Annotated in this window: 23 protein-coding genes; 6 read left to right on the top strand and 17 right to left on the bottom strand. The window is 72.6% G+C overall.

From position 1 onward, the window contains the following. Positions 1-29: 29 nt before the first annotated feature. The 5 genes from ACWIF2_RS23860 to ACWIF2_RS23840 form a co-directional block, all read right to left on the bottom strand. Positions 30-1,058, bottom strand: coding sequence for an LLM class flavin-dependent oxidoreductase (locus tag ACWIF2_RS23860; protein WP_454362662.1), 1,029 nt, complete (start codon positions 1,056-1,058; stop codon positions 30-32). Between the two features lie 94 nt (positions 1,059-1,152). Further along, positions 1,153-2,658, bottom strand: coding sequence for a metallophosphoesterase family protein (locus ACWIF2_RS23855; RefSeq protein WP_454362661.1), 1,506 nt, complete (start codon positions 2,656-2,658; stop codon positions 1,153-1,155). A 46-nt stretch (positions 2,659-2,704) separates the two neighbouring features. Next, positions 2,705-3,550, bottom strand: coding sequence for an MHYT domain-containing protein (locus tag ACWIF2_RS23850; RefSeq protein WP_454362660.1), 846 nt, complete (start codon positions 3,548-3,550; stop codon positions 2,705-2,707). Between the two features lie 122 nt (positions 3,551-3,672). After that, positions 3,673-4,428, bottom strand: coding sequence for a dienelactone hydrolase family protein (locus ACWIF2_RS23845; protein ID WP_454362659.1), 756 nt, complete (start codon positions 4,426-4,428; stop codon positions 3,673-3,675). Between the two features lie 195 nt (positions 4,429-4,623). After that, on the bottom strand, positions 4,624-5,244 hold the full coding sequence (locus ACWIF2_RS23840) for an L-threonylcarbamoyladenylate synthase (RefSeq protein ID WP_382488613.1): 621 nt from the start codon (positions 5,242-5,244) through the stop codon (positions 4,624-4,626). Between the two features lie 136 nt (positions 5,245-5,380). Between ACWIF2_RS23840 and ACWIF2_RS23835 the strand changes: the two genes are divergently transcribed. Further along, a complete protein-coding gene (locus ACWIF2_RS23835; RefSeq protein WP_454362658.1) occupies positions 5,381-6,874 on the top strand; it encodes a helix-turn-helix domain-containing protein in 1,494 nt (497 codons plus the stop codon). 215 nt (positions 6,875-7,089) lie between these two features. Here the strand turns inward: ACWIF2_RS23835 and ACWIF2_RS23830 are convergent, their stop codons facing one another. The 6 genes from ACWIF2_RS23830 to ACWIF2_RS23805 are packed head-to-tail and all read right to left on the bottom strand — an operon-like array spanning position 7,090 to position 12,567. Next, on the bottom strand, positions 7,090-8,316 hold the full coding sequence (locus tag ACWIF2_RS23830; protein WP_454362657.1) for a cytochrome P450 family protein: 1,227 nt from the start codon (positions 8,314-8,316) through the stop codon (positions 7,090-7,092). Continuing rightward, the gene (locus tag ACWIF2_RS23825) at positions 8,313-9,551 is read right to left on the bottom strand and encodes a cytochrome P450 (protein ID WP_454362656.1); all 1,239 of its coding nucleotides are present in this window, start codon (positions 9,549-9,551) and stop codon (positions 8,313-8,315) included. Before ACWIF2_RS23825 ends, ACWIF2_RS23830 begins: the two co-directional genes overlap by 4 nt. Continuing rightward, positions 9,548-10,174 (bottom strand): GTP-binding protein, encoded by a 627-nt coding sequence (locus ACWIF2_RS23820; protein ID WP_454362655.1) that lies wholly within the window; start codon positions 10,172-10,174, stop codon positions 9,548-9,550. The genes ACWIF2_RS23825 and ACWIF2_RS23820 overlap by 4 nt, the downstream gene beginning before the upstream one ends. Next, on the bottom strand, positions 10,146-10,508 hold the full coding sequence (locus tag ACWIF2_RS23815) for a DUF742 domain-containing protein (protein ID WP_391113339.1): 363 nt from the start codon (positions 10,506-10,508) through the stop codon (positions 10,146-10,148). The genes ACWIF2_RS23820 and ACWIF2_RS23815 overlap by 29 nt, the downstream gene beginning before the upstream one ends. Next, positions 10,505-10,927, bottom strand: coding sequence for a roadblock/LC7 domain-containing protein (locus tag ACWIF2_RS23810; protein ID WP_454362654.1), 423 nt, complete (start codon positions 10,925-10,927; stop codon positions 10,505-10,507). Before ACWIF2_RS23810 ends, ACWIF2_RS23815 begins: the two co-directional genes overlap by 4 nt. Beyond that, positions 10,924-12,567, bottom strand: coding sequence for an ATP-binding protein (locus ACWIF2_RS23805; protein WP_454362653.1), 1,644 nt, complete (start codon positions 12,565-12,567; stop codon positions 10,924-10,926). The genes ACWIF2_RS23810 and ACWIF2_RS23805 overlap by 4 nt, the downstream gene beginning before the upstream one ends. Before the next feature lie 273 nt (positions 12,568-12,840). Here ACWIF2_RS23805 and ACWIF2_RS23800 point away from each other — a divergent pair, with 273 nt between their 5' ends. After that, on the top strand, positions 12,841-13,077 hold the full coding sequence (locus ACWIF2_RS23800; RefSeq protein ID WP_454362652.1) for a hypothetical protein: 237 nt from the start codon (positions 12,841-12,843) through the stop codon (positions 13,075-13,077). A 65-nt stretch (positions 13,078-13,142) separates the two neighbouring features. Here ACWIF2_RS23800 and ACWIF2_RS23795 read toward each other — a convergent pair whose 3' ends face one another. Continuing rightward, positions 13,143-13,811: a hypothetical protein gene (locus ACWIF2_RS23795; protein WP_454362651.1), complete on the bottom strand. Its 669-nt coding sequence runs from the start codon at positions 13,809-13,811 to the stop codon at positions 13,143-13,145. Between the two features lie 256 nt (positions 13,812-14,067). On the opposite strand from ACWIF2_RS23795, the gene ACWIF2_RS23790 reads away from it, so the two are divergent. Next, positions 14,068-15,495: an alkaline phosphatase family protein gene (locus ACWIF2_RS23790; RefSeq protein ID WP_454362650.1), complete on the top strand. Its 1,428-nt coding sequence runs from the start codon at positions 14,068-14,070 to the stop codon at positions 15,493-15,495. A 49-nt stretch (positions 15,496-15,544) separates the two neighbouring features. Here the strand turns inward: ACWIF2_RS23790 and ACWIF2_RS23785 are convergent, their stop codons facing one another. Further along, positions 15,545-16,399: a fructosamine kinase family protein gene (locus ACWIF2_RS23785; RefSeq protein WP_454362649.1), complete on the bottom strand. Its 855-nt coding sequence runs from the start codon at positions 16,397-16,399 to the stop codon at positions 15,545-15,547. A 61-nt stretch (positions 16,400-16,460) separates the two neighbouring features. Next, positions 16,461-16,916, bottom strand: coding sequence for a hypothetical protein (locus tag ACWIF2_RS23780; protein ID WP_454362648.1), 456 nt, complete (start codon positions 16,914-16,916; stop codon positions 16,461-16,463). Between the two features lie 225 nt (positions 16,917-17,141). On the opposite strand from ACWIF2_RS23780, the gene ACWIF2_RS23775 reads away from it, so the two are divergent. Next, complete coding sequence (locus tag ACWIF2_RS23775) at positions 17,142-17,465, top strand: hypothetical protein (protein ID WP_454362647.1); 324 nt, start codon at positions 17,142-17,144, stop codon at positions 17,463-17,465. Between the two features lie 33 nt (positions 17,466-17,498). On the opposite strand, the gene ACWIF2_RS23770 is transcribed toward ACWIF2_RS23775, so the two are convergent. Next, positions 17,499-18,035 carry a hypothetical protein gene (locus ACWIF2_RS23770; protein WP_454362646.1) on the bottom strand — a complete coding sequence of 179 codons (537 nt, stop codon included), beginning with the start codon at positions 18,033-18,035 and terminating at the stop codon, positions 17,499-17,501. Continuing rightward, positions 18,032-18,664, bottom strand: coding sequence for a hypothetical protein (locus tag ACWIF2_RS23765; RefSeq protein ID WP_454362671.1), 633 nt, complete (start codon positions 18,662-18,664; stop codon positions 18,032-18,034). The genes ACWIF2_RS23770 and ACWIF2_RS23765 overlap by 4 nt, the downstream gene beginning before the upstream one ends. Before the next feature lie 253 nt (positions 18,665-18,917). On the opposite strand from ACWIF2_RS23765, the gene ACWIF2_RS23760 reads away from it, so the two are divergent. Then, positions 18,918-19,448 carry a hypothetical protein gene (locus ACWIF2_RS23760; protein ID WP_454362645.1) on the top strand — a complete coding sequence of 177 codons (531 nt, stop codon included), beginning with the start codon at positions 18,918-18,920 and terminating at the stop codon, positions 19,446-19,448. 127 nt (positions 19,449-19,575) lie between these two features. Continuing rightward, entirely contained in the window at positions 19,576-20,541 is a 966-nt protein-coding gene (locus tag ACWIF2_RS23755) for an NAD-dependent epimerase/dehydratase family protein (protein ID WP_454362644.1), read from the top strand. Between the two features lie 74 nt (positions 20,542-20,615). On the opposite strand, the gene ACWIF2_RS23750 is transcribed toward ACWIF2_RS23755, so the two are convergent. Next, positions 20,616-21,179, bottom strand: a complete 564-nt coding sequence (locus ACWIF2_RS23750) for a hemerythrin domain-containing protein (RefSeq protein WP_454362643.1) — start codon at positions 21,177-21,179, stop codon at positions 20,616-20,618. Positions 21,180-21,182: the final 3 nt, after the last annotated feature.

The following is a 21,182-nucleotide window of genomic DNA, read 5'->3' as shown; positions in this document are numbered from 1 at the left end:
CTGTCGGCCCGCCCGGCCCGCCGGAATGCTCACGCGCCCGCCCGCCACCCCAGCGCCGGCCCGAGCTTCGTCGCCATGTCCGTGAGGATCTGTACGTAGTCCTCGTGCTCGAACGTGAACGGCAGCGCGAACGCCACCTCGTCCACTTCCCGGAACGCCGCGTGCGCGTGCAGTCGCTCGGCGATCTCGGCCGATGTGCCGACCAGGTCCGGCGCGAACATCAGCCGCGCCGGGCCCTGTGGTTCGGCCGTACGGGCGGTGCGCTTGGCGGCGTACTCCTCGTACCGGGCGCGCTGTTCGGGCGAGGCCGAGTCCGTCGGGATGGCCACGAGGCCCTGCGAGACCCGGGCGGCCTCGCCGTCGGGGTGGGCGGCGCGGAAGGCGCGGATGTGGGAGAGCTGGATCTCCGCGAAGTCGTAGGGCCCGTCGGGGCCTTCGGCCTTCACCACGCTGCTGGTGAGGAGGTTCATGCCGTGCTCGCCCGCCCACCCGGCCGAGCGCAGGCTGCCGCCGCCGTACCAGATGCGCCGGCCCAGGCCGGGGGAGTGCGGCTGCACCCGCTGCGAGAAGACCTCGAACCCTTCCCGCCCGCTGAAGTCCGTCGCCGGCTTGCCCCGTACGAAGTCCAGCAGCCGTTCCACTCGTCCGTAGCCGAAGTCCTCGGTGTCGCCCGTGTCGGGGTAGAGCGCGCCCTTGACCTGGTCGTAGTGCATCGGCGGGCCCACGCTGACACCCGGGTTGAGGCGGCCGCCGGACAGCAGGTCGACGGTGGCCAGGTCCTCGGCCAGCCGCAGCGGGTTCTCCCAGCCGAGCGGGATGACCGCCGTGCCGAGCTCGATGCGGCGGGTGCGCTGGGAGGCCGCGGACAGGACCGCGACGGGGGAGGAGATGCCGAACTGCAGATGGCGGTGGCGTACCCACGCGCTGTCGAAGCCGAGCCGCTCGCCCAGCTCGATGATCTCCAGCGTCGACTCGTGGCCGCGGCGTGGATCCGCCTCGTCGAACAGCCCGATGGTCAGGAAACCCAGCTTGCGCAGCGGTCGTGAGGTCGGTGGCACGGACCCTCCATCATTGAACGTTCAATGGCTACGGCTGTGCCAACCCCGCGGCGCCCTGTGCTGTTCCCGCGGCATCGGGGCCGCCCGCACCGGCTCAGCGCAGCGGGATCGTCACCTCGTCCTCGATCGGCGGGGCGAGTTCCTGGGCGCGGTCACCGGTGGCCGCGTAGCAGCGCAGGCGGACCGAGTCCGGGGAGACGTCCAGGCGCAGGAAGCACTTGAAGAACGGCGGGCTGTAGGTCGCCGAGCTCGGCGAGAACAGCGACGTGTAGATCTTCCGCACGGGCAGCCGGAACCGCTTGGCCTTGTCGGGCCGGCGGCCGGTGCCGAGCAGCCCGGCGACCAGGCGCACGCGCCGGGTGACGCGGGTCGAGGTGGCCGGCGAGCGGGCGGGCCGGATGCCGAGGCGCTCGGCGATCACTGCCGTCGCCTCGGCCTCGGTGAGGGTGAAGAAGCGGCGCATGCGCAGCCGGCGGCCGTAGAGCCGGCTGTAGAAGGCGAGGGAGTCGCCGCGCAGCGGATAGCAGCGGAAGTCCTGCTCGGTGACGTCCGCGACGGAGACCCGGGGAATGGTGTGGGTGGCGTGCATGAACGCCCCGCCGCCGCCCGCGACCACGTACTGGAGGGTGCGTCCGTCGTCCAGCCGGACCGGGTAGCGCTGGTAGTTGTGGATGTCGCCGCCGATCGCCGCCACGTAGTGGTGCGCCGGGTCGCGGACGATGCCGTCGACCGTGCCGCCTCCCTCGATGGCGCACGGCTCGTGCCTGCCGTCCACGTACAGGGGCGATCCCGTGACCAGGATCTTCGGTCGCGGGCCCTGGGAGACCTCGCGCAGCCAGGCGCCCTGCTCGGCGTCGAGGGTGCCCAGCAGGCCCGTGTCGATGCCGATGATCCGCACCGGCCCGGCGTCGATCGCCCAGTACGGGCCCGGCTGGACGGCCTGCTGAGCGGGCGAGGAGCGCAACTTGCGGGCCTCGGCCAGGTGTTGTCCGTCGTCCGGGCGCGGCCGGTGCCACAGCAGGGACCGCAGCCAGGCCCGGCTGAGGGGGCGCGGCCGGGGCTCGGGCGGCAGCGGCGGGGCGTCGTCGCAGAAGACGCGCATGAAACCGCCGAGGTCCTCGTACCAGTCGTGGTTGCCGGGTATCGCGTAGATGGGCGCCTGGTAGTCCCGGTACGGGCGGAAGAACTTGGTGTCGTAGTCGTCCGCGCTGCCCACCGGGTAGATCACGTCACTGGCCAGCACGGCGAAGCTGGTGTCCTGACCGGTCTTCAGAAAGCCCGGCACGACGGCGTACTGAGGGTCGTCGCCCTCGCCGGTGTCGCCGATGACGAGGAAGGAGAAACGGTCCGGCTCCTCGCGCCGGATCACCTTGTCGGCAGGTGCGCCGGTGGCCTCGCGCTGTGCCACCCACCGGCCGCGGATCCGCCCGGTGGGGTCGCCGAACCAGGAGGCCAGCACGCCGTTGCGGGCGGCCCACAGCGTCTTCGGGTTCAGCCAGGAGATCTTCTCGACCCGCTGCGGCATCAACTGCTGGTACGCGCCGCGTTCGGTGCTGTTCCAGCCGGCGCCTTCGGCGGTATCGCGTGAGGAGTCAGACACCGATGCACCGTAACAATCGATCTAGAACCCGTCCGCGGCGGGTTCCTCACCGCCTGCGGGTGGGCCACGCCGCTTCCTTGCGCGAACCGCGGTGCGACGCGGCGGAGTTGGCCACCGATCCCTTCGCGGAGGTGCCCGGCTGCGAAACGGAGGGCCGTTCGCCCAGCACCAGCAGCGGATCGAACATCACCACGACCCCGGCCAGCAGGAGGAAGACGACCGGCCCCAGCAGCATCGGCAGCAGCAGCGACATGGGCGAGTCGCCGGCCCACGTCCCGCTGGTCGTGTCGTGCACACGGACGCTGACGGCGGCCATGCCCGTGTAGTGCATCCCGGACACCGCCACACCCATCACCAGGCTCGCCCCGAGGCTCATCAGCAGACTGCGGATCGTGACGGCCGACCACAGCGCGGCGGTCGCGGCGGCGATGGCGATCAGGACGGACAGCGCGACACCGAGCGGGTCGTAGCCGACGTCGCCGTTCAGCCGCATCGCCGCCATGCCCAGGTAGTGCATGGTCGCGACGCCCAGTCCCGTGACGGTACCCGCGACCGCCAGGACCGTACGGCCCGTGCCGCGGTAGCCGACGATGAACACGCCGATGCCGACCACGACAACGGCCACGACGAGACTGAGCACCGTCGTGGCCGCGTCATAGCGGATCCGGGTCTCCTCCACGTGGAAGCCGGTCATGGCGATGAAGTGCATCGTCCAGATGCCGCACCCGATGGAGGCGGCGCCTAATGCCAGCCAACCGGGCTTCCAGGATCGCTCGTTGAGCAGCGAGCGCACGATGCACCGCAGCCCCAGTGCCCCTCCCAGGCAAGCCATCAGATAGGCCGCAACCGGGGTCACCGCACCGTAGCGGAACCCGTCGACCGTGCCGTCCATAAGCCAACTCCCCCCAGAGTCTTGGCTGGTGTGGAGGCAAGGTCTACGTGCAGTGGACACGTGAAAGCAAGCCCTTACCGTCGGTAGATCGACAACTTGCGTTCAACGAGTGTCGACTTCGGTCAGAATGTGCGCTTCAGGAGGTCGAGCAGGGCCGCCCAGTGCCGCTCGTCGCCCTCCTGGTGGTACGACGCCGTGTCGGCCTGCGTGAAACCGTGGGGCGCGCCCGGGTACACCTCGCAGCGGTGGCGGACGCCCGCCGCCGTCAGGGCCTCCTCCAGGCGCTCGATCTGCTCCGGCGGCAGCGAGGGGTCCTCGTCGGCGTGGCCGAAGTACAGCTCGGCGGTGATCGCGCCGGCCACCAGGTGTGGGCTGTCCGGTGTGTCGGTCGCCAGCCGCCCGCCGTGGAAGCCGGCCGCGGCCGCGACCCGCTCCGGGTAGGTGCCGGCGGTGAGCAGCGAGAGGCGTGCGCCCATGCAGTAGCCGGTCAGCGCGACCGGGCCGTCGGCCGCCGCGGGAGACTCGGCCAGCCAGCCGAGATAGGCGGCGGCGTCCCGCATCGCGACGTCAGGCGTCAGGGCCTGCATGACCGGCATGATGCGCTCGAATATCTCCGGACGCGCCCCCGGGTCGATGAACTCGGGCAGCTCGAACAGCGGGGCGCGACCGTGCCGGTAGAACACGTTCGGCACCAGCACCGTGTAGCCCTCACCGGCCAGCCGGTCGGCCATGGAGCGCAGCCGCGGACGCAGGCCGAAGGCGTCCATGTAGAGCAGGACCGCCGGATGGGCGGCCCCGTCGTCGGGACGGGCCAGATACGCGTCCGCGGTGCCGTCCTCGGTGGGGATGTCGACAGCGGTTCCCTGTACGGCGGTCATGGCTGGGCTGCCTCTCTGCGGGGGTGTCGGAGCTGCGGGGGCCCGGACCCGAGAGGTCTTCGGACCCGCGGGATCCCGGCCGGGGACCCGTCCGCGTGACCGGGCGGATCACCGGCATCGTGACACGCGCTTTCCCGGGGCATTTCGCCCACCCCCCGCACACGGTTCTACCGTGAACGGGCCTTGGTGTGCCCTTTACTCGAACCGTGTGGTGTCGCCCGCGCCGTGCCGCACGATCTCCGCCTCGCCGCCGGAGAAGTCGATCACCGTCGTCGGCTCGGTGCCGCAGTCGCCGGAGTCGACCACCGCGTCCAGGACGTGGTCGAGCTCGTCCTTGATCTCCCAGCCCTGTGTCATCGGCTCCTCCTCGCCGGGCAGCAGCAGCGTGCTGGACAGCAGTGGCTCACCGAGCTCGGCGAGCAGGGCCTGGGTGACGACATGGTCCGGGATCCGGACGCCGACCGTCTTCTTCTTGGGGTGCTGCAGCATGCGCGGCACCTCCTTCGTCGCCGGCAGGATGAACGTGTAGCTGCCGGGCGTCGACGCCTTGATCGCGCGGAACACGTCCTTGTCGACCCGTACGAACTGGCCGAGCTGCGCGAAGTCCTGGCACACGAGGGTGAAGTGGTGCCGGTCGTCCAGCTTGCGGATCGACCGGATCCGGTCGATGCCGTCCCGGCTGCCCAGGCGGCAGCCCAGTGCGTAACAGGAGTCCGTGGGGTAGGCGACAAGGGCGTCCGCGCGGATGCTGTCGGCGATCTGGCCGATGGTGCGCGGCTGGGGATTGTCGGGGTGCACGTCGTAGTACTTGGCCATCTGCCGAGCTTATGCCGCCCGCGAGGGTCGGTGGAGCAGGGTGGGGTCTCGGCCCGGGATGAGTGCGCGGCACACGTGAGGTAACGTCCCCGACCGGTGCGCCGGAGGCGGTGCGAGAAGCGAGGGGAAGGCCGAGGTGGCTGGCCGAGAGGACGGGAACCGGCAGCAGGAGACGCCGGCCGACACGGGTCCGGCGTGGGCGGAGGAACTGCTCGAGCATCTGCGCCCGGCGGGTCGCGACGTCCGCAGGGTCGTCGCCTGGCTCTCCGGCGCCGTGCACGGATCGGTGGCCCTGCAGGACTCCGCCGGGAATCTCATCGCGGGGAACCGGCTGCCGCTGGACGAGGACCTCGTCACGGACATCACCGCGGGCCGGATCGCCTCCGCCGCCTGGGAGAGCCGGGAGCGCCATCTGCGCCTGGTCCGGGTGGAGCACCCCTCCCACGCGTGCGTGCTGGCCGTCTCCCGCGCCACCCCCTTCGACCGGCGGGCCTCCGACGTGATCACCCATACCGCCCAGGTGATCGAACTCCTGCTGACGGCGCGCGAGTCCACCGCGGCGGGGCACCGGCTCCGGCGGGCCACCTCCGACCTGCGCCTGGCCATCCTGCAGCTGCTCATGGTCGAGGACACCGTCGCCGCCCGCCGCGTCGCCGCCGGGCTCTGGCCCGGGCTGCTCGACGCCGACACCGCGTGCGTGTACGTGGTCGAGTCCGGCCCCGCCGTACGCGACCGCATCGCCGAGGAGTGCCTGGACAGCACCGGGGAGGAAGCCCTGGTCGTGCGCTGCCCGGCCATGGACGGGCACGTGATCGTCGTCAGCCCCCGGGACGCCACGCGCGAGGCCTTGCGGTCACTGGTGGGACGCCACCCCGACCTCTTCCTCGGCGGCAGTGTCCGGCAGAGCCTGGCCCGGACCGCCACCGCCTACGGACAGGCCGTCAGCGCCCTCGCCGTCGCCCACTTCCGGCCCGACAAGACGGCCGTGTACGCCGAGCGCACCCACCCTGAACGCCTGATGGACCCGGTGGCACTGCGCGGCTGGACGTCCCGTGTGCTGCGCCCGCTCGACACCCTGCCGCACCACACCCGCGCCGAACTGCTCGCCACCAACCGACTCGGCCTGGAGTTCACCGCCGTCAACGCCGCCAAGGTCCTCGGCGTCAGCCGCAACACCGTCCGTGCCCGCATGGAACGCGTCGAGGGCCTGCTCGGCACCGACTTCGCCGACCTCACGGTCCGGGCCGTCGTCCACCTGGCGCTCAACACCCAGATCGGCCTGCCCGACGCGCACCCGGCGGGCGACACCGGCAACCCCGGACTCCGGCTCTCCGACCTGCTGTCCGGGGCCGCCGTGCGCACCTGGGCACAGGACCTGCTGGGCCGGCTGGACGCGGACGCCAGGAACCCGCGCCGGACCCTGCGCACCTGGATCGCCGCCGGCGGCAACGCCGAACGGGCCGCGCAGACCCTGGGTGTGCACGCGCAGACCGTGCGCGAGCACGTCCGCAGCGCCGAACCCGTCCTGGAGCGCCAGCTGCTGGCCGCCGGTACCGACCTGTACGAGGTCGTGCTCGCGCACCTGGCCGTCGGCGACCTCGACCTGCCGGTTTTCCACCGCCACGACTGAGCGGTTTTGCCTCTGAGGCAACCGGTTGGCCAGGTCCAGGCGGGACGAAACCGGGCCAACCGGACTCAGCTGTGCACGGGTGAGCCTTGTTGAGCGTGCAACGGGCATCGACGCGGTTCACAAGGCCTCTGCCATGGACGTAAGTTCAACGCACCGCGGGGGCACGACCGGAACGGGGGACCGGTCGCGCTCCCGCGAGCTGCCCGTCGCCCGGCTCAGCCCCGTAGCCGCACCGGGATCTCCTGCCAGCCGAAGGCGATGAAGGACGGCACCTGCCGCAGGCCCTCGTCACCGGTGGCCAGGCACAGATCGGGGAAGCGGTCGAACAGGGCGGGCAGCGCGGTGAGCGCCTCCAGACGGGCCAGCGGTGCCCCGATGCACCGGTGGACACCGATCCCGAACGCCAGATGGTCGTCGGCGGCGCGGGTGGCGTCGAAGAGGTCGGCGTCCGCACCGTAGTGCTCGGGGTCGAGTCCGGCGGCGGCGTACGTCGTGATGATGGCGTCACCGGCCGGGACAGTGACGTCGCCGACGGTGAGGTCGGTGACGGCGAACCGGAGCGGCAGCGACGCGATCGACGGGTGCGCGCGCAGCGTCTCGTCGACGACGGCGTCCCAGCCGATCTCCCCGGACCGCACGGCCGCCAGCTGCTCGGGGTGCCGGAGCAGGGCCACGGCCGCGTTGCCTATCAGGTTGACCGTGGTCTCGAAGCCGGCCCCGATGACCAGCAGCAGCGTGTACAGCAGCTCCTCGTCGCTGAGCCGGTCGCCGTCCTCGTTCCGCACCCGGATCAGTTCGGTGGTCATGTCGTCACCGGGGTGCGCGGCCTTGTGCGCGATCAGCGCGGGCAGCACAGTGCCGATCTGCCGCTGGACGGACGCCGCGTGCTCCGGGCTCGGGTCGGTGGTGTCCATGAGGGCCGCGATCATCCTGGCGGTGTCCTCCCACAACGTGTCCGGGACACCGAACAGTTCGCAGATCAGGCGCATCGGCAGCGGATGGGCGAACCCCTCCTTGATGTCCACGACCTCGTCGTCGGCCGCCGCGAGCGCGTCCAGCAACTCCGCCGTGATGGCCTCCACGCGGGGCCGCATCGCCTCGGTGCGCCGGTGCGTGAAGCTGGGCGCCACCAGCTTGCGCAGCCGCGTGTGGTCCGCGCCGTACGTGGAGAGCATGTTGACCACGCCCACCCAGCCCAGGATCCAGCCCCAGGACGGGTGCTCGCCGATCTCGGGCCACAGCCGCCAGTGCAGTCGCGGGTCCCTGCTGACCCGCGGATCGAGGATGAGCTCCTTCAGCGTGTCGTAGCGCGTGGGAGCCCAGGCGGGGATGCCGCCGGGCAGCTCCACGGGCACGATCGGGCCGAGGGAGCGCAGCCGGGCGCTCTCGCCGGCGATGTCGGCGCCGAACGGGTCGAGAGCGATGCGGTCGGTCACGGTCACGGTCGTCCTCCTGGCTGGTCGGGGGAGCGGGGGCTGAAACGCACGGGCAGCGCCGTCAGCGAGCGGTGGAAGGGCCCCGGGCGCCAGGTGAGGCGCTCGCGGGGCAGCACGGGTTCGAGGTCGGGCAGCCACTGGGTGAGCCGTTCGATCGCCTCCGTGGCGATGAGCAGCGTGTGCTGCTTCACCGGGCAGGCGTGCGGGCCCGCCGACCAGGACAGGTGGGAGGCGTCCCCCGGGTGCCGGTCCGTGCCGCGCTCCTGCTCGGCGGCCTGCGCCAGCGCTCCGTAGGAGATCACCACCGGCACCGCGGCCCTGAGCCACACGCCGTGGAAGGTCACGGGTGTGCGGGCGTAGTGGATGCCGTAGTTGGCGAGCGGTGTCTCGTGGTGCAGCACCTCCAGCACCGCGTCCGTCACGGGGCGGGCGCCGCTGGTGAGCGTCGAGTAGTAGGCCGGGTTGCCGAGGATCCTGGACAGCGCGTTGGACACCAGGTTGGCCGTCGGTTCGTGCCCCGCGCCGAGCGTGAGGAACACCTGCCAGGTGACCTCCTCGGGGGTCAGCCCGGCCGGATGGTCCAGCAGCCAGCTCGGCAGGTCGTCGCCGCGCCGCGCGCTCTTGGCGGCGATCAGCTCCAGCACGTACCCGCCGAACTCGGCCTCGCCCTCCGCCGCCTGGGCGCCGCCCTCGATCAGCTTGCCGAGCGCGGCGTCGAGCCGGTCGCTCGCGCTGTCCGGCAGCCCGAACAGGCTGTTGAACACCAGCGCCATCAGCGGCCTGGTGAACTCGCCGACCAGATCGGCCTCGCCCCGCGGCCCGAACCGGCTCACCAGCAGGTGCACCGCCCGGTGGATCCGGGCCCGCAGGTCGTGCGGCTCCACCAGGTCGAAGGCGTCGAGCAGCGCGGTGCGGTAGCGGATGTGGGCGGCGCCGTCGGCGAACAGCGTGTTGGGGCGCCAGCGCATCATCCCGAGCACGGGGGAGTCGTCGGGGACGGTGGCCTCCCACGGCCGGGGGTCGTGGGAGAACGTCTCCGTGTCGTGCAGCAGGTCGAGCGCCGCCCGCCGGTCCGTGACGACGTACGCCGCCACACCGGGCGCGAGTTCCGCCCAGCCGACCGGGCCGTGGGCGCGCAGCGCGGCGTAGTAGGGGGAGGGGTCGCGGGCGAAGGAGTCCTCCCACAGGCGTACGGGCGACGCGAGGGAGAAGGCCTGCTCGGCGGGGGACGGACGGTTCACCGGTGCTCCGCGGGTCGGTGGTCGATCAGGTGCTGGACCAGGGCGAGCAGGGAGTCGATCGAGGAGTCCGCCTCCCGCGCGTCGCAGGTCACCATCGGGGTCGTCGGCTCCAGGTCCAGGGCGGCGCGCAACTGCTCCGGCGTGTGGTGGCGGGGCGCGTCCGGGAAGGTGTTGAAGGCGACCGCGTACGGCAACCCGGTCTCCTCCACCAGCCCGAGCACGTCGAACGAGGCGTCGATGCGACGGGCGTCGACCAGGACGAGCGCGCCGAGCGCCCCGTAGGCGATGTCATCCCACAGCGGCCGGAACCGCTCCTGGCCCGGCGTGCCGAACAGGTACAGCACGATCCCGCCCGGCAGGCTGATCCGGCCGAAGTCGATGGCGACCGTGGTGGTCGACTTGTCCCGCACCCCGGCGAGGTCGTCCACCCGCGCGGACGCCTCGGTGAGCTGCTCCTCCGTGTGCAGCGGGCGGATCTCGGAGACGGAGCGGATCAGGGTGGTCTTGCCCACCCCGAAAGGCCCTGTGACCAGGATTTTCACCAGATCGCGCGCGGTGTCCGGGAGGTGGATGTCCGTGTCACCGGGCTGGGCGTCAACGGTGCTTGAGGTCGCGGAGGCCATCGGCCACTCTCTTCAGCAGGTCGGGGTCGAAGCGTCGGGCGGGCGGGATGGGCGCGCGGGCCAGTGCCAGGTCGCGGTCGACGAGGCCGGCGGCCAGCACCAGCACGGCGGAGACGGGCAGCCGCAGCAGGGCGGCGGCCTCCACGACCGTCAGGGACCCGTACTCCAGCTCTTCCAGCAGGGCCGCCTGCGCGGCGGGCAGATCGGGGGGAGCCGGCGCACCGCTGCCGGTGAGCACGGACAGCCGCTCCAGATGGGCACGGCTGGGCCGCGCCACCCCGCCGGTCGACAGGTACGCGGGAACCAGGGGACGGCCGCCTCTGCGGCCGGTCATGCCGGCGTGCCGCCGTCGGCACCTCGGGGACCGGCGGCCATCGCCTTCTCGCCCAGCCGGGCGACCTGCGAGTGCACCCGGTGGGCGAGCAGGTCCAGGCGCACCTCGGGATCGCCGTACGCGGCCACGCAGGTCCCGTGGTCGGTCGGCACGATGAGCACATAGCCGTGGTCCGACTCGATGACGACCTGCCGTATCTCGGCCCCGTCGGTGTCGGCGAACGCGGCCGCCGCGGTACGGCAGGCGCCCTGCACCGTGCTGGTGATGGCGGCGACCCGCTCGGCGGACGGCTGCGACAGCGCGTCGGTGTAGCCCGTCACGAGCCCGTCCCGGGTGAGCAGGACGGCGGCCACGACGTGCGGCACCTCCAGGACCGGTTCGAGCACCCATGCCGTGTCCCCCGCTGCGCGGCTGGTCATCGAGCCGTTCCCCCTTCGTCGTCGTGCCGGTCGTGATCGGTGTCGTCGGATGCCGCGTCGGCCGTGGTCACGGCCGGCGCACCCTCAGGTACGGCTGGGAAGGCCCCGGTGTTCGGCCGGGCGGCGGCGGAACGTCCGGCCGCCGTGCCGGACTGGAGCGCGCCGAGGGCGGCGGCCGACTCCTCGGGGCGCCGGGGCCGGCGCTGCGGCGCGGGGGCGGGGGCGGATGCGGGACCCTGGGTGTCCGACGCCGGCGTGGCCCGGCTGCGGCGACGGCGCTGGGGGAGGCCGCCGCTGTCACCGGGGCTGTGGTGACCCGGGGGCGGGGCGGCGGCACGGTCGTCCTGGTCGGCGCCGTAGCCGTGCTCCCGGTTGGCGGCGGTGGGGGTCGGCTCGGACGTCTCCGGGCCGGCGGCCGGCTCGGGCGACTGGGACGCGGCGGCCGGGGCCGGTTCGGTCCCGTGGGACGGGGACAGGGGCGGAGACGGGGACGGGGACGAGTCGGGCGCGGCCGGTTCCGTGCCGCGGGGCGAGGCGGAGCCGCCCGCCGTGTCCCGCACGGCCTCCTTGCGGGTGGAGCGTGGGGCACTGGCCGCCGGGGGCAGTTCCTCGGGGTCGATCCGGGTCAGCAGATGACGGTCGACCCGCAGCACCGCCCGCACACCGCCGTACGGGGACGGGGAGGACAGGTCGACGCTCAGATCGAACTGCCGGGTCAGCTGGCCGATCGCGGCGAGACCCATGCGCGGCGGGTCGCCGAGCTCGGTGAGCAGGATGGGTTCGCGACCGCCCACCATCCGCTGGGCCCGGGCCCGTTCGTCCTGTGTCATGCCCAGCCCGGCGTCGTCCACCGTGACACAGACCCCGTGGTGCACGGCCTCGAGGTTGACCACGATGCCGGTGTCGGGCGCGGAGTGCCGCAGCGCGTTGTCGAGCAGTTCGGCGACGATGATGGCGACCGGTTCGACGGCGTGGGAGACCAGGGCGGTGCCGGCCTCCAGGTGGTTGTGGATCCGGACGCGCTGGTAGCCCGCGAGCCGGGCCTGGCCGCCCGTCACCGCGTCCACGAGGTGCGACTCCTCCCGGGCGAGCCCGACCCAGGCCCCGCACACCACCGCGGCGATCTGCGCGCGGCGCAGCGACTGCTCGTTCTCGTGGTCCAGTTCGAAGAGGGTCTGGGCCAACTCGGGGTCGTCGTAGCGCTGTTGCAGACCGCGCAGGGCGTCCTGCAACCGGTACAGCGCCGCCTGGATCTCCCGGGTCGCCCCGCGCATCCCGGCCTGCGCGGCGGCGTCGATCCGGGTGCGCTGCGCGGCGAGTTCGGCGTGCAGCCCCTTCAGCACCTGCTCCAGCGCGAATCCCAGAGGCGAACCCGCGAGCTGCGGGCTCAGCGGGCCGGGCACGGCGATGTGGGGATGCGCGACCTGCCGGGCCGCGGAGGGCAGTCGCCGCGCCGCCAGATGCTCGACCTCGGCAGTGAACGCCCGTGAGGTTCCGTCGAGTTGGGCCCGCAGCGCGGCCGTCTTCGCGCGCTGGGCGGCCAGTTGCCGCCGGGAGCGCAGCAGCCCGCCGCCGAGGGCGAACGCGGACAGTGTGCCGAGGGCGAGACCACCGACGGCCAGGTCCGGTAGTTCGATCATCGAAGAGATTCCAGGGGGAGTCGGGCAGGGCGGAGTCCGAGGCGCTCTGGCGAGCTACCCGCAGCACAGTACACACCGTCATCGACTGATCTCGCACGGTGTAGCGACACTTCGCTCCGAAAGTGATCGCTTTCTGTTCGCGTCTGGGGCAACTGTCGCTATTGCCGTGCAGGGGAGGGGAGTTGGTGGTGTGTGCGGTTCTCTGTGTGTTCGACCGGCGGGCGGGTACTCGTCCGGCGCCTGAGGTCCACTCCGCGAGAAGGAGATCCGAAAATGACCAGTGGGACGGAGACCGGCGGCGTGACCGGTACGCAGGACAAGGACTACAACCTGATCTGGTACGTGGAAGCGTGCCTGAACAACGCGCTGCGCCTGGAGGGGCACATCCAGGACGCGGAGCGCGCCAAGGACACCGAGGTCGCGGACCTGTTCCGCAAGGCCCAGGCGGACAGCCGCAAGGGTGCCGAACTGGGCAAGAAGCTCCTGCGCGCACGCCTCGCCGAGGGCTGAAGCGCGACGGGCCGCAGGGCCCGGACACCGCGAGCGGGCGGTGTCCGGGCCCTCTTCATGCGCCGTCAGAGCCGGAAGGCCCCGCTCACCCGCTCGGCGAGTTCGTCCTCCGACAGCGAGCGGTCGACGATGATGGCGGGCAGCCCGAGGCGTGCGGTCTCGTCGTGGAGGCGCATCGTGAACAGGTCGTCCCGGGCGGCGAGGTTGCGGTTCGCCCGCTCAGGGTCGCTGGTCCTCGCCGTGAAGCCTTCCCCCGGGGCGGACCGGCTCCGGAAAGCGGCCCGGCGGAACTCCGGTGTGGGCAGCAGCCAGACGGCCTGCCCGGGAGTGGTGAGCAGAGGCCGCACGAGATGCGGCAGCAGGCGGAACCCCTCGGCCAGGACGGGCGTCTCCCGCGGCATGCGCAGCAGGTCCTCGACGATCAGCCCGAAGGCCTCCCCGCGGAACCAGTGGAACGTCTCGAGCATGATCTCGGGCGACCGGTCCACCCACCGCTCGTCCATGTCCATCGCCATGAACGCGTGCAGAAACGGCGCTTCCTCGGCGGTGGTCCGCAGCGCGTGCTCCCGCATCACATCGTCCGTCGGGTAGAGACGCCAGCCGTGTCGCTCCGCGAGCCGGCGGGCGATCGTCGACTTGCCCGCACCGCTGCCGCCGCCGATCCAGTAGACATGCCGCAACCGCGCGGCCGATACCGCGCCGGTGGCCCTCTCGTCGTGCCCACCCGTCCGCATCGCTGTCCCTTCCGTGTTTCCCACGCACTGGCCATCCCTCTCCCAAGCCCGGGCAACGCGCTGGGAATGCGGTGATATGGCCGGTCAGGTCTTGGCCAACCGCACCCCGCGCATTGGTCACCTGTTCACCGACTGCCCCTGACACGCCCGGTCCCGCCGGGCGGAGAGTGATCGACGGCCCGGAGCGAACCGGGCCGGCCGGCCCTCCGGAGAGCCGCGTTCGCGCACCCTCCCTGTCAAGCAAGAAGGGGCAGACATGGCCGAGTTGACCCGTCGTAGACTCCTGGGTTCCGCCGCGGGCGCGCTGGGCGGCGCCGCGGCGCTCTCCCTCCTCCCGCCGAGCGTCCAGAAGGCCGTCGCCGCCGAGCCGCCGAAGCACAGCTCGCTGCGCGACATCGAGCACGTCGTCATGCTGATGCAGGAGAACCGGTCCTTCGACCACTACTTCGGCACCCTCTCCGGTGTCCGCGGCTTCGCCGACCCGCACGCCCTGCGGCTCGACACCGGCCGCTCCGTCTTCTACCAGCCGGACTCCGAGAACCCCAAGGGCTACCTGCTGCCCTTCCACCTCGACACCCACACGTCCAGCGCCCAGGCGATCCCCTCCACCAGCCACGCGTGGTCCGTGCAGCACGAGGCCTGGAACGGCGGCAGGATGGACCGCTGGCTGCCGGCGCACCGCAAGGCCGACGGCGTCAACGGCCCCTACGTCATGGGCTACTACACACGCGAGGACATCCCCTTCCAGTTCGCCCTCGCCGAGACCTTCACCGTCTGCGACCACTACTTCTGCTCGGTGATGGGCCCGACCTGGCCGAACCGCCTGATGTGGATGACCGGTTCCATCGACCCCGGCGGCACCCGGGGCGGCCCGATCCTCAGCAACGTGGCGCCCACGCCGTACCGTTGGACGACGTTCGCCGAGCGCCTCCAGGCGGCCGGGATCAGCTGGAAGGTGTACCAGCAGGACGACGACTACGGCTGCAACATGCTGGAGCAGTTCGCGACGTTCAAGGACGCCCGGCCCGGCTCCGATCTGTACGAGCGGGGCGTGCGTCCCCAGCCGGAGGGCACCTTCGAGGACGACGCCCGGAATGACCGGCTCCCGACGGTGTCGTGGATCATGCCGACCAGCTACCAGTCCGAGCACCCGGACTATCTGCCGGCCGCGGGCGCCGACTTCGTGGCGTCGAAGATCGAGGCGATCGCGTCGAACCCGAAGGTGTGGCGCAAGACCGCGTTCATCCTCAACTACGACGAGAACGACGGCCTGTTCGACCACGTGGTACCGCCGACCCCGGCCGACGGTACAAAGGACGAGTTCGTCCAGGGGCTGCCGATCGGCGGCGGCTTCAGGGTCCCCGCCATCATCGTCTCGCCGTGGACGGTCGGCGGCTGGGTCGCCTCCGAGCCCTTCGACCACACCTCCGCGCTGCAATTCCTGGAGCGGTTCACCGGAGTCGAGGAGCCCAACGTCAGCGACTGGCGGCGGGAGACCTTCGGCGACCTGACCTCCGCCTTCCGCTTCTCGCACGCCCGGCCGCGTCCGCCCCGTCTGCCCGACGACACGGCCGAGCAGCTGCAGAAGGCCCAGCAGGAGGTCGCCACCCTGCCCAAGCCGGCACTGCCGGGAGCCGACCAGCGCTTCCCGCGCCAGGAGAGGGGCCGCCGTCCGCACGTGTGACGCCCGCCCGGCCGGCCCGCTCGACGGCACGTCGTGACCCGCCGGCCGGTCACCCCGCCAGGGCGTCACGGGCCACCGAGAGGGCCTGTTCCGCGTACCCCCGGCCGAACAGCACGGCGTGCACCAGCAGCGGGAACAGCTGGTGCACGCCGACCCGGTCCGCCCAGCCGGCGGCGAGCGGCGTCTGCTCCTGGTAGCCCTCCAGCACCGCTTCCAGGTGGGGACAGCCGAAGAGACGCAGCATCGCCAGGTCGGTCTCGCGATGCCCGCCGTGCGCGGCCGGATCGATCAGCCACACCTGCCCGTCGGACCCCCACAGCACATTGCCGTTCCACAGATCGCCGTGCAGCCGGGCAGGCGGCTCATCCGGCCCCGCCAGCCCGGGCAGCCGCTCGCACAGCCGCTCCACGACGGTCGCCTCACCGGGGCGGACGGTGCCCTGGTCGACGGCGCGCCGCAGATACGGCAGGACACGCTGCCCGGCGTACCAGCGCGGCCAGTCGGTGCCCGGCTCGTTGCGCATCGGGGCGAGCCCGATGTACGCGTCGGCGGGCCCGTCCGGGGGCGGCGCGCCGAACGCGGGCGCCCCGGCGGAGTGCAGGGCGGCCAGGTCACGACCGAACCGGGCCGCCGCCTCCCCGCTCGCCCGCCCCTGCGGAACCCGGTCGATGACCAGCCAGCTCTCGTCGTGGCCGTGCACGCCCGGCACCCGCACCGCCCCGGCACCGGCCAGCCAGCGCAGCCCGGCCGCCTCGGCCCGCGTCGCCCCCGGATCGTCGGCACGCTTGACGACCACCACCCGCCCGTCGTCGAGGGTGACCTCCGCCAGGGCCCCGGACAGGGGCCGTTCGCCGGTGACCACCCGTCCGGTGAGCCGGGCGGCGGCGTCCGTACGGGCGGTCATTCCTGGTCTTCCTCGACTCCGCGGTTGATCTCCGACCAGCGTACGGCCGTGGCGGGGCCGCTCAGCTCCCGGAACCGCAGTCGACGTCGAGCAGCTGGATCGGCCGCGTCGCGTCCAGGTCGACGTACGCCGTGAAGTCGGCCTTGGCGGACCCGCCGTTCCAGTACGTGCTCACGGTCGCCCAGCCGACCCGCGCGGACTGGGCCGTGGTGACCGGGCCGATGTCGATGGACGCCGGGATGTTCTGGGCGCACAGCAGGACGTCGAACTCCGGGTTTTCGGCGACCTTCTCCTTGAGCTGCGGCGAGATGCCGTACTTGCGGGCGAAGTCGCCGGGACCGTGCTCGCCGTAGAAGTCCTCGAGGAAGGTGTGGATCTCCTCTGCGGTGTACCGGTCGTTGCCGTCCACGGCGGGCGCGGCTGCGGCCGGGACCGCGGCGGCGGCGATGCCGAGAGCGGCGACGCAGCCGACGGCGCAGGCGCGCCACCTGGCAGGGCGCGTGGCGTTGCGAAACATGTGGATACCCCCGTTGTGGTCTCTTCGACGTGCTCCCCGTGCCGCGGCGCGGCCGTTCGTCGGGGAAGCCGGTCGCAGTCGGAGACCTCTCGTGTCCGGCCGCCGTTGTGCCCGCCTCGACGGTCGTTTCGATTCCGGGACATTCGCCACGCACCGGTCACGCGGGACGGTGAAATCCCGCCGCCCACCGACAGAAGCGGCCGCCGCCGGGGGACCAGTCGGGGCATGACGACTTCACCGTTCCAGCGCACCATCGCCCTGCCCGCCCCCGTGTGCGAACAGGCCGCACAGCACCTGGAGCAGGCCGCGCAACGGGCCATCGACGGAGCCGCGATCCCCCTGAAGGCGTTCCGCGCGGCCGCCGACAGCGACTTCACCCTCCCCGTGCCGGTCGTCGAGCAGGCGGCGGCCTGTCTGCTGGTCCTGGCCACCGAGACCGCCCAGACCGTACGCCCCTCGGCCCTGCGCGCCACGATCAGCGTCGCGCTGCGGCTGCGCGACGCCGTGGAACTGACGCATCAGCCGGCCCTCAGCAGCAGGTTCTGGTAGATCCGGGCCGGTGTTCCGGGACGGGCCTGCGCGTCAGGTGGTCTCGCGGAAGGCGACGTCGACCTGTCGGCGGCGCAGTTCCTCCAGTGCGGAGTGCTGCCGCCGGGCCCGTTCCACCAGGTCGTCGAGCTGCCGCGCGTCGAGGCGCCGGTCCGTGCCGGCCAGGGCGCGCAGGGCCTGCCAGACCGCGGTCTTCCCGTCCACCCCCAGCCGCAGCGCCTCCAGCTCCCACAGCGTGGACAGCGGGGAACGCCGTACCAGGCTGCCGTTGCTCTTCAGACGCCCCATCTGCTCGGCCGCCCGGCCCGCGTAGACCTTGTAACGCCGCACCGGGACATCGAGCCGCCGCATGATGTGGAGCAGGCTCGCCCGGTCCTCGGCGATCTCGTCGGCGATCGGGGCCAGGGCGTCGGCGAGCGCCGGATCACCGCACGAGCGCAGCAGATAGCGGACTCGGGCGGTCCCGGCGGTGGCACCGGCGAGATGGTCGTTGAGGTAGATGCCCAGCAGGGACATGTCCGTGGCCGGAGCACCCGGTGCGCCCGGCGGGTCCGCTCGCTGTTCCGTCATGGCACTGCTCCTGTCCTGCTCCGGCCCTGTGCCACGGCCACCCGCGTGGTGACGCGTACGACGCAGGGGTTGCGGGGCGTCGAGCCGGGCCCGAACCGTACGGGAGGCTCGACCGGGGAGAGGGCGCCGAGGCTCTCGCCCTCGTAGGTGACGGTGGCCGAGATGACGGGGTGCAGGTCCCGGACGCCGTACCACTGGTGCCGGCCGGCCCGGGCGCTGCCGTGGGTGCGCGCGCCGAGCAGCAGCCGGGCGGGCCGGTCCCACAGCGCGATCCAGCCCGGGCTGGTGGCGAGCCGGTCCGGCACCGCCCGCAGCGCGAGGCCCGGCAGGCCCCTGCGGCCGGTGCTGAAGCGCAGATCGAGCGGCGGCGCCGAGACGGCCCAGTGCCGCCGGTCCGTGACCCGCACTCCGACCGGCACGACCCGCACCTCGTCGAAGAGGTACGTACCGGCCACGAAGTCCGCCGTCTCCCGTGAGGGCGCCAGCAGCAGCCGCGTCCCCCCGGGCGCTTCGAACATCACATCGCTGAACGGCCCGAACGGCGACCTCGCCCAGTGCCCGACCACCACACGGGCGCCGGACGCCGTTCCGATCCCCGCGATCCAGCCGTCGAAGCGCAGTGTGCGCAGCGGCGACCGGATGCGGGTACGCCGGGCCGGACCACTGGGTTCGCCGGACTCACCGGGCCCATGGAAGAGCACGCGGCCCGGGTGCCCGGCCCCTTCGCGGCGAAACGGCACCGGGGCTCCTCCCTCCGGGCCGCGGCGATGTGGCCGAGGCCACGTCACGGACGAGGTCCCTGTCACGCCCGGGCGGGCACGACGGCGGCTACCGTCTACGAGCGGATCCCCCACTTCCCCCACCCTTTCGGACGGCCCGGCAGTGCAAGCAGATCTCTCCCCTGTCATCGCGGCGACCGCCCAGTGGCTGACCCGCGCCTACCCCGCCTCCGGTGGCGCGCTGGCCTCCGCCCTGTGCGAGGTGCAGGCCCGGCAGGCCGTGACGGTCGCGGCGTGGCTCAGGTACCCGACGGAGACGGACGCCGCCCTGCTCGGCATGGCGGGCCCCGGCGGCTCCGCGCGGCTCGACTGGGTCACCGGCGCCGACGCGGCCCCGTGCGACGACGAGGACGACGCGCGCGCCTGGCGCACCTGGGTGGACGAGGTCGTCGCGAGCTGGGCGGCCTGCCTGCTCAGCGACGGGGAGCTGGCCGGCCGGGCGGTGGCCGCGCTCGCCGAGGGCAGCCGCAGCACCGGCACACCGGCCGAGTTCCGCAGGCTCCTCGCCCCCGACGACGGCGACCGCCGCGCCGCCGCTCTGCTGCGCCACCCCGACCTGCTCGCCCCGGTGGCCGGCCTGCACCACTCCCGGCTCCTGGACCGCCTCCACCCGGGCCGCACACTGATCGCCTGACACAGCCCCGGGCGGTACCCGTCCCTCACCCTCCGTCACTCACCTCTTTGCCGTACACGACCGTGCCCCGCCCGCACCGGCGGCGGACGCTGAGCGTGGCCACGCCGCCGACGGAGGAGAGACCGACATGACCACCGCCCTCTCACAGAGCTGGGAACACGCCGTCGTGACGGGCGGTGCCGGGTTCGTCGGATCCCATCTGTGCGCGGCCCTGCTGGACGCGGGTGCCGCCGTCACCTGCGTGGACGACTTCAGCACCGGCAGGCCGGAGAACATCTCGCCGCTGCTCGAACGGCCCGGCTTCACGCTCGTGCAGGCCGACGTCGCGGAGGAACTGCCGGTCAGACAGCGGCCCGACCTCGTCCTGCACTTCGCCTCCCCGGCATCCCCGGCGGACTACCTGAGGCTGCCGCTGCACACCCTGGACACGGGCAGCCTCGGCACCCGCAACGCCCTGGACCTCGCACACTCCGCCGAGGCCCGCTTCGTCCTGGCCTCGACCTCCGAGGTGTACGGCGACCCACGGCAGCACCCCCAGGACGAGCGCTACTGGGGCAACGTCAACCCCGTCGGCCCGCGCAGCGTCTACGGCGAGGCCAAACGCTTCGGCGAGGCGCTGACCACGGCCCACGCCCAGACCCGCGGCACCGACACGTGCATCGTGCGGCTGTTCAACACCTACGGCCCCCGGATGCGCGGCGAGGACGGACGCGTGGTGCCCGCCTTCGTACGGCAGGCCCTGGCGGGCGAGCCCCTCACCGTGACCGGCGACGGCCGGCAGACCCGGTCGCTGTGCTACGTCGACGACACCGTGCGCGGCGTTCTGGCGGCGGCCGCACACGGCATGCGCGGCCCCGTCAACATCGGCAGCCCGACCGAGATCAGCATGCTCGACCTGGCACGGCTGGTCGTCGAACTCGCCGGGTCCTCCTCGGAGATCCGCCCCGTCGCACGCCCCGTGGACGACCCGGCCGTGCGCTGCCCGGACATCACGCTGGCCCGCGACAAGCTCGGCTGGGAGCCGCAGGTACGCGCCGAGGAGGGGCTGCGGCGCGCCATCGCCTGGTTCCGTGACGACGCGACGGACGGCTGACCCACCCGGCATGCCCCCAATTCCTCGCCGTGGGCACCGCCGCGCCTCGCCCTCCACGGGGTGCGGCGGCCGCTCTAGTCGAACTTGCCGCGGCCGGTCAGCGCGTCGCGCAGCCGGTCGACCATCCCCGTGCCCGGAGCCAGGAGCTTGTTCGCCGGAGGCCTGTCGGGGGCGGCCGGGTGGGGCCGGGTCGGGGCGGTCTTCTTCGCCTTGCGGACCTTCTCGCCCAGCTCGTTGAGCGTGTCCATCGGACAGGCCTGCCGCAGCGCGGGGAAGAGGGTCCCCTCCTCCTCCGCGAGGTGGGAGCGGATCTCGCTCATCAGCATGCCCATCAGCCGGTCGAAGTCCGCGTCGCCCGCCTCGCAGCCCTCCAGGTCCTTCATGATGCGCTCGGCGGTCGCGTGGTCGGCGAGTTCCCGGTCGGCGAGGGCGTCCCCGTTGGCCACGTGCTCGCGCACGGCCGGATACAGATAGGCCTCCTCGGCCACCGAGTGCCGTACCAGCTCGATCGTGACCTGGTCCGCGTACACCTTGCGGTCCTGGTGACCGGACGGCAGAGCCTCGATCCGGCCGAACATCTCCTCGACTTCGCGGTGATCGGTCACCAGCTCGTCGATGACGTTTCCTCCGTGTCCCATGTC

This window comes from Streptomyces sp. NPDC055506 (assembly GCF_053643595.1).
Note: the sequence above shows the minus strand (reverse complement) of the source record. Positions and strands in the feature narration are given on the sequence as shown.

What these genes read in the sequence shown, in the direction of transcription:
- ACWIF2_RS23775 (WP_454362647.1), top strand. Translation starts at nt 17,142, where the DNA reads ATGACGACTTCACCGTTCCAGCGCACCATCGCCCTGCCCGCCCCCGTG.
- ACWIF2_RS23790 (WP_454362650.1), top strand. Translation starts at nt 14,068, where the DNA reads ATGGCCGAGTTGACCCGTCGTAGACTCCTGGGTTCCGCCGCGGGCGCG.
- ACWIF2_RS23800 (WP_454362652.1), top strand. Translation starts at nt 12,841, where the DNA reads ATGACCAGTGGGACGGAGACCGGCGGCGTGACCGGTACGCAGGACAAG.
- ACWIF2_RS23840 (WP_382488613.1), bottom strand. Translation starts at nt 5,244, where the DNA reads ATGGCCAAGTACTACGACGTGCACCCCGACAATCCCCAGCCGCGCACC.
- ACWIF2_RS23785 (WP_454362649.1), bottom strand. Translation starts at nt 16,399, where the DNA reads ATGACCGCCCGTACGGACGCCGCCGCCCGGCTCACCGGACGGGTGGTC.
- ACWIF2_RS23780 (WP_454362648.1), bottom strand. Translation starts at nt 16,916, where the DNA reads ATGTTTCGCAACGCCACGCGCCCTGCCAGGTGGCGCGCCTGCGCCGTC.
- ACWIF2_RS23845 (WP_454362659.1), bottom strand. Translation starts at nt 4,428, where the DNA reads ATGACCGCCGTACAGGGAACCGCTGTCGACATCCCCACCGAGGACGGC.
- ACWIF2_RS23750 (WP_454362643.1), bottom strand. Translation starts at nt 21,179, where the DNA reads ATGGGACACGGAGGAAACGTCATCGACGAGCTGGTGACCGATCACCGC.
- ACWIF2_RS23820 (WP_454362655.1), bottom strand. Translation starts at nt 10,174, where the DNA reads ATGGCCTCCGCGACCTCAAGCACCGTTGACGCCCAGCCCGGTGACACG.
- ACWIF2_RS23805 (WP_454362653.1), bottom strand. Translation starts at nt 12,567, where the DNA reads ATGATCGAACTACCGGACCTGGCCGTCGGTGGTCTCGCCCTCGGCACA.
- ACWIF2_RS23810 (WP_454362654.1), bottom strand. Translation starts at nt 10,927, where the DNA reads ATGACCAGCCGCGCAGCGGGGGACACGGCATGGGTGCTCGAACCGGTC.
- ACWIF2_RS23770 (WP_454362646.1), bottom strand. Translation starts at nt 18,035, where the DNA reads ATGACGGAACAGCGAGCGGACCCGCCGGGCGCACCGGGTGCTCCGGCC.
- ACWIF2_RS23795 (WP_454362651.1), bottom strand. Translation starts at nt 13,811, where the DNA reads ATGCGGACGGGTGGGCACGACGAGAGGGCCACCGGCGCGGTATCGGCC.
- ACWIF2_RS23815 (WP_391113339.1), bottom strand. Translation starts at nt 10,508, where the DNA reads ATGACCGGCCGCAGAGGCGGCCGTCCCCTGGTTCCCGCGTACCTGTCG.
- ACWIF2_RS23755 (WP_454362644.1), top strand. Translation starts at nt 19,576, where the DNA reads ATGACCACCGCCCTCTCACAGAGCTGGGAACACGCCGTCGTGACGGGC.
- ACWIF2_RS23850 (WP_454362660.1), bottom strand. Translation starts at nt 3,550, where the DNA reads ATGGACGGCACGGTCGACGGGTTCCGCTACGGTGCGGTGACCCCGGTT.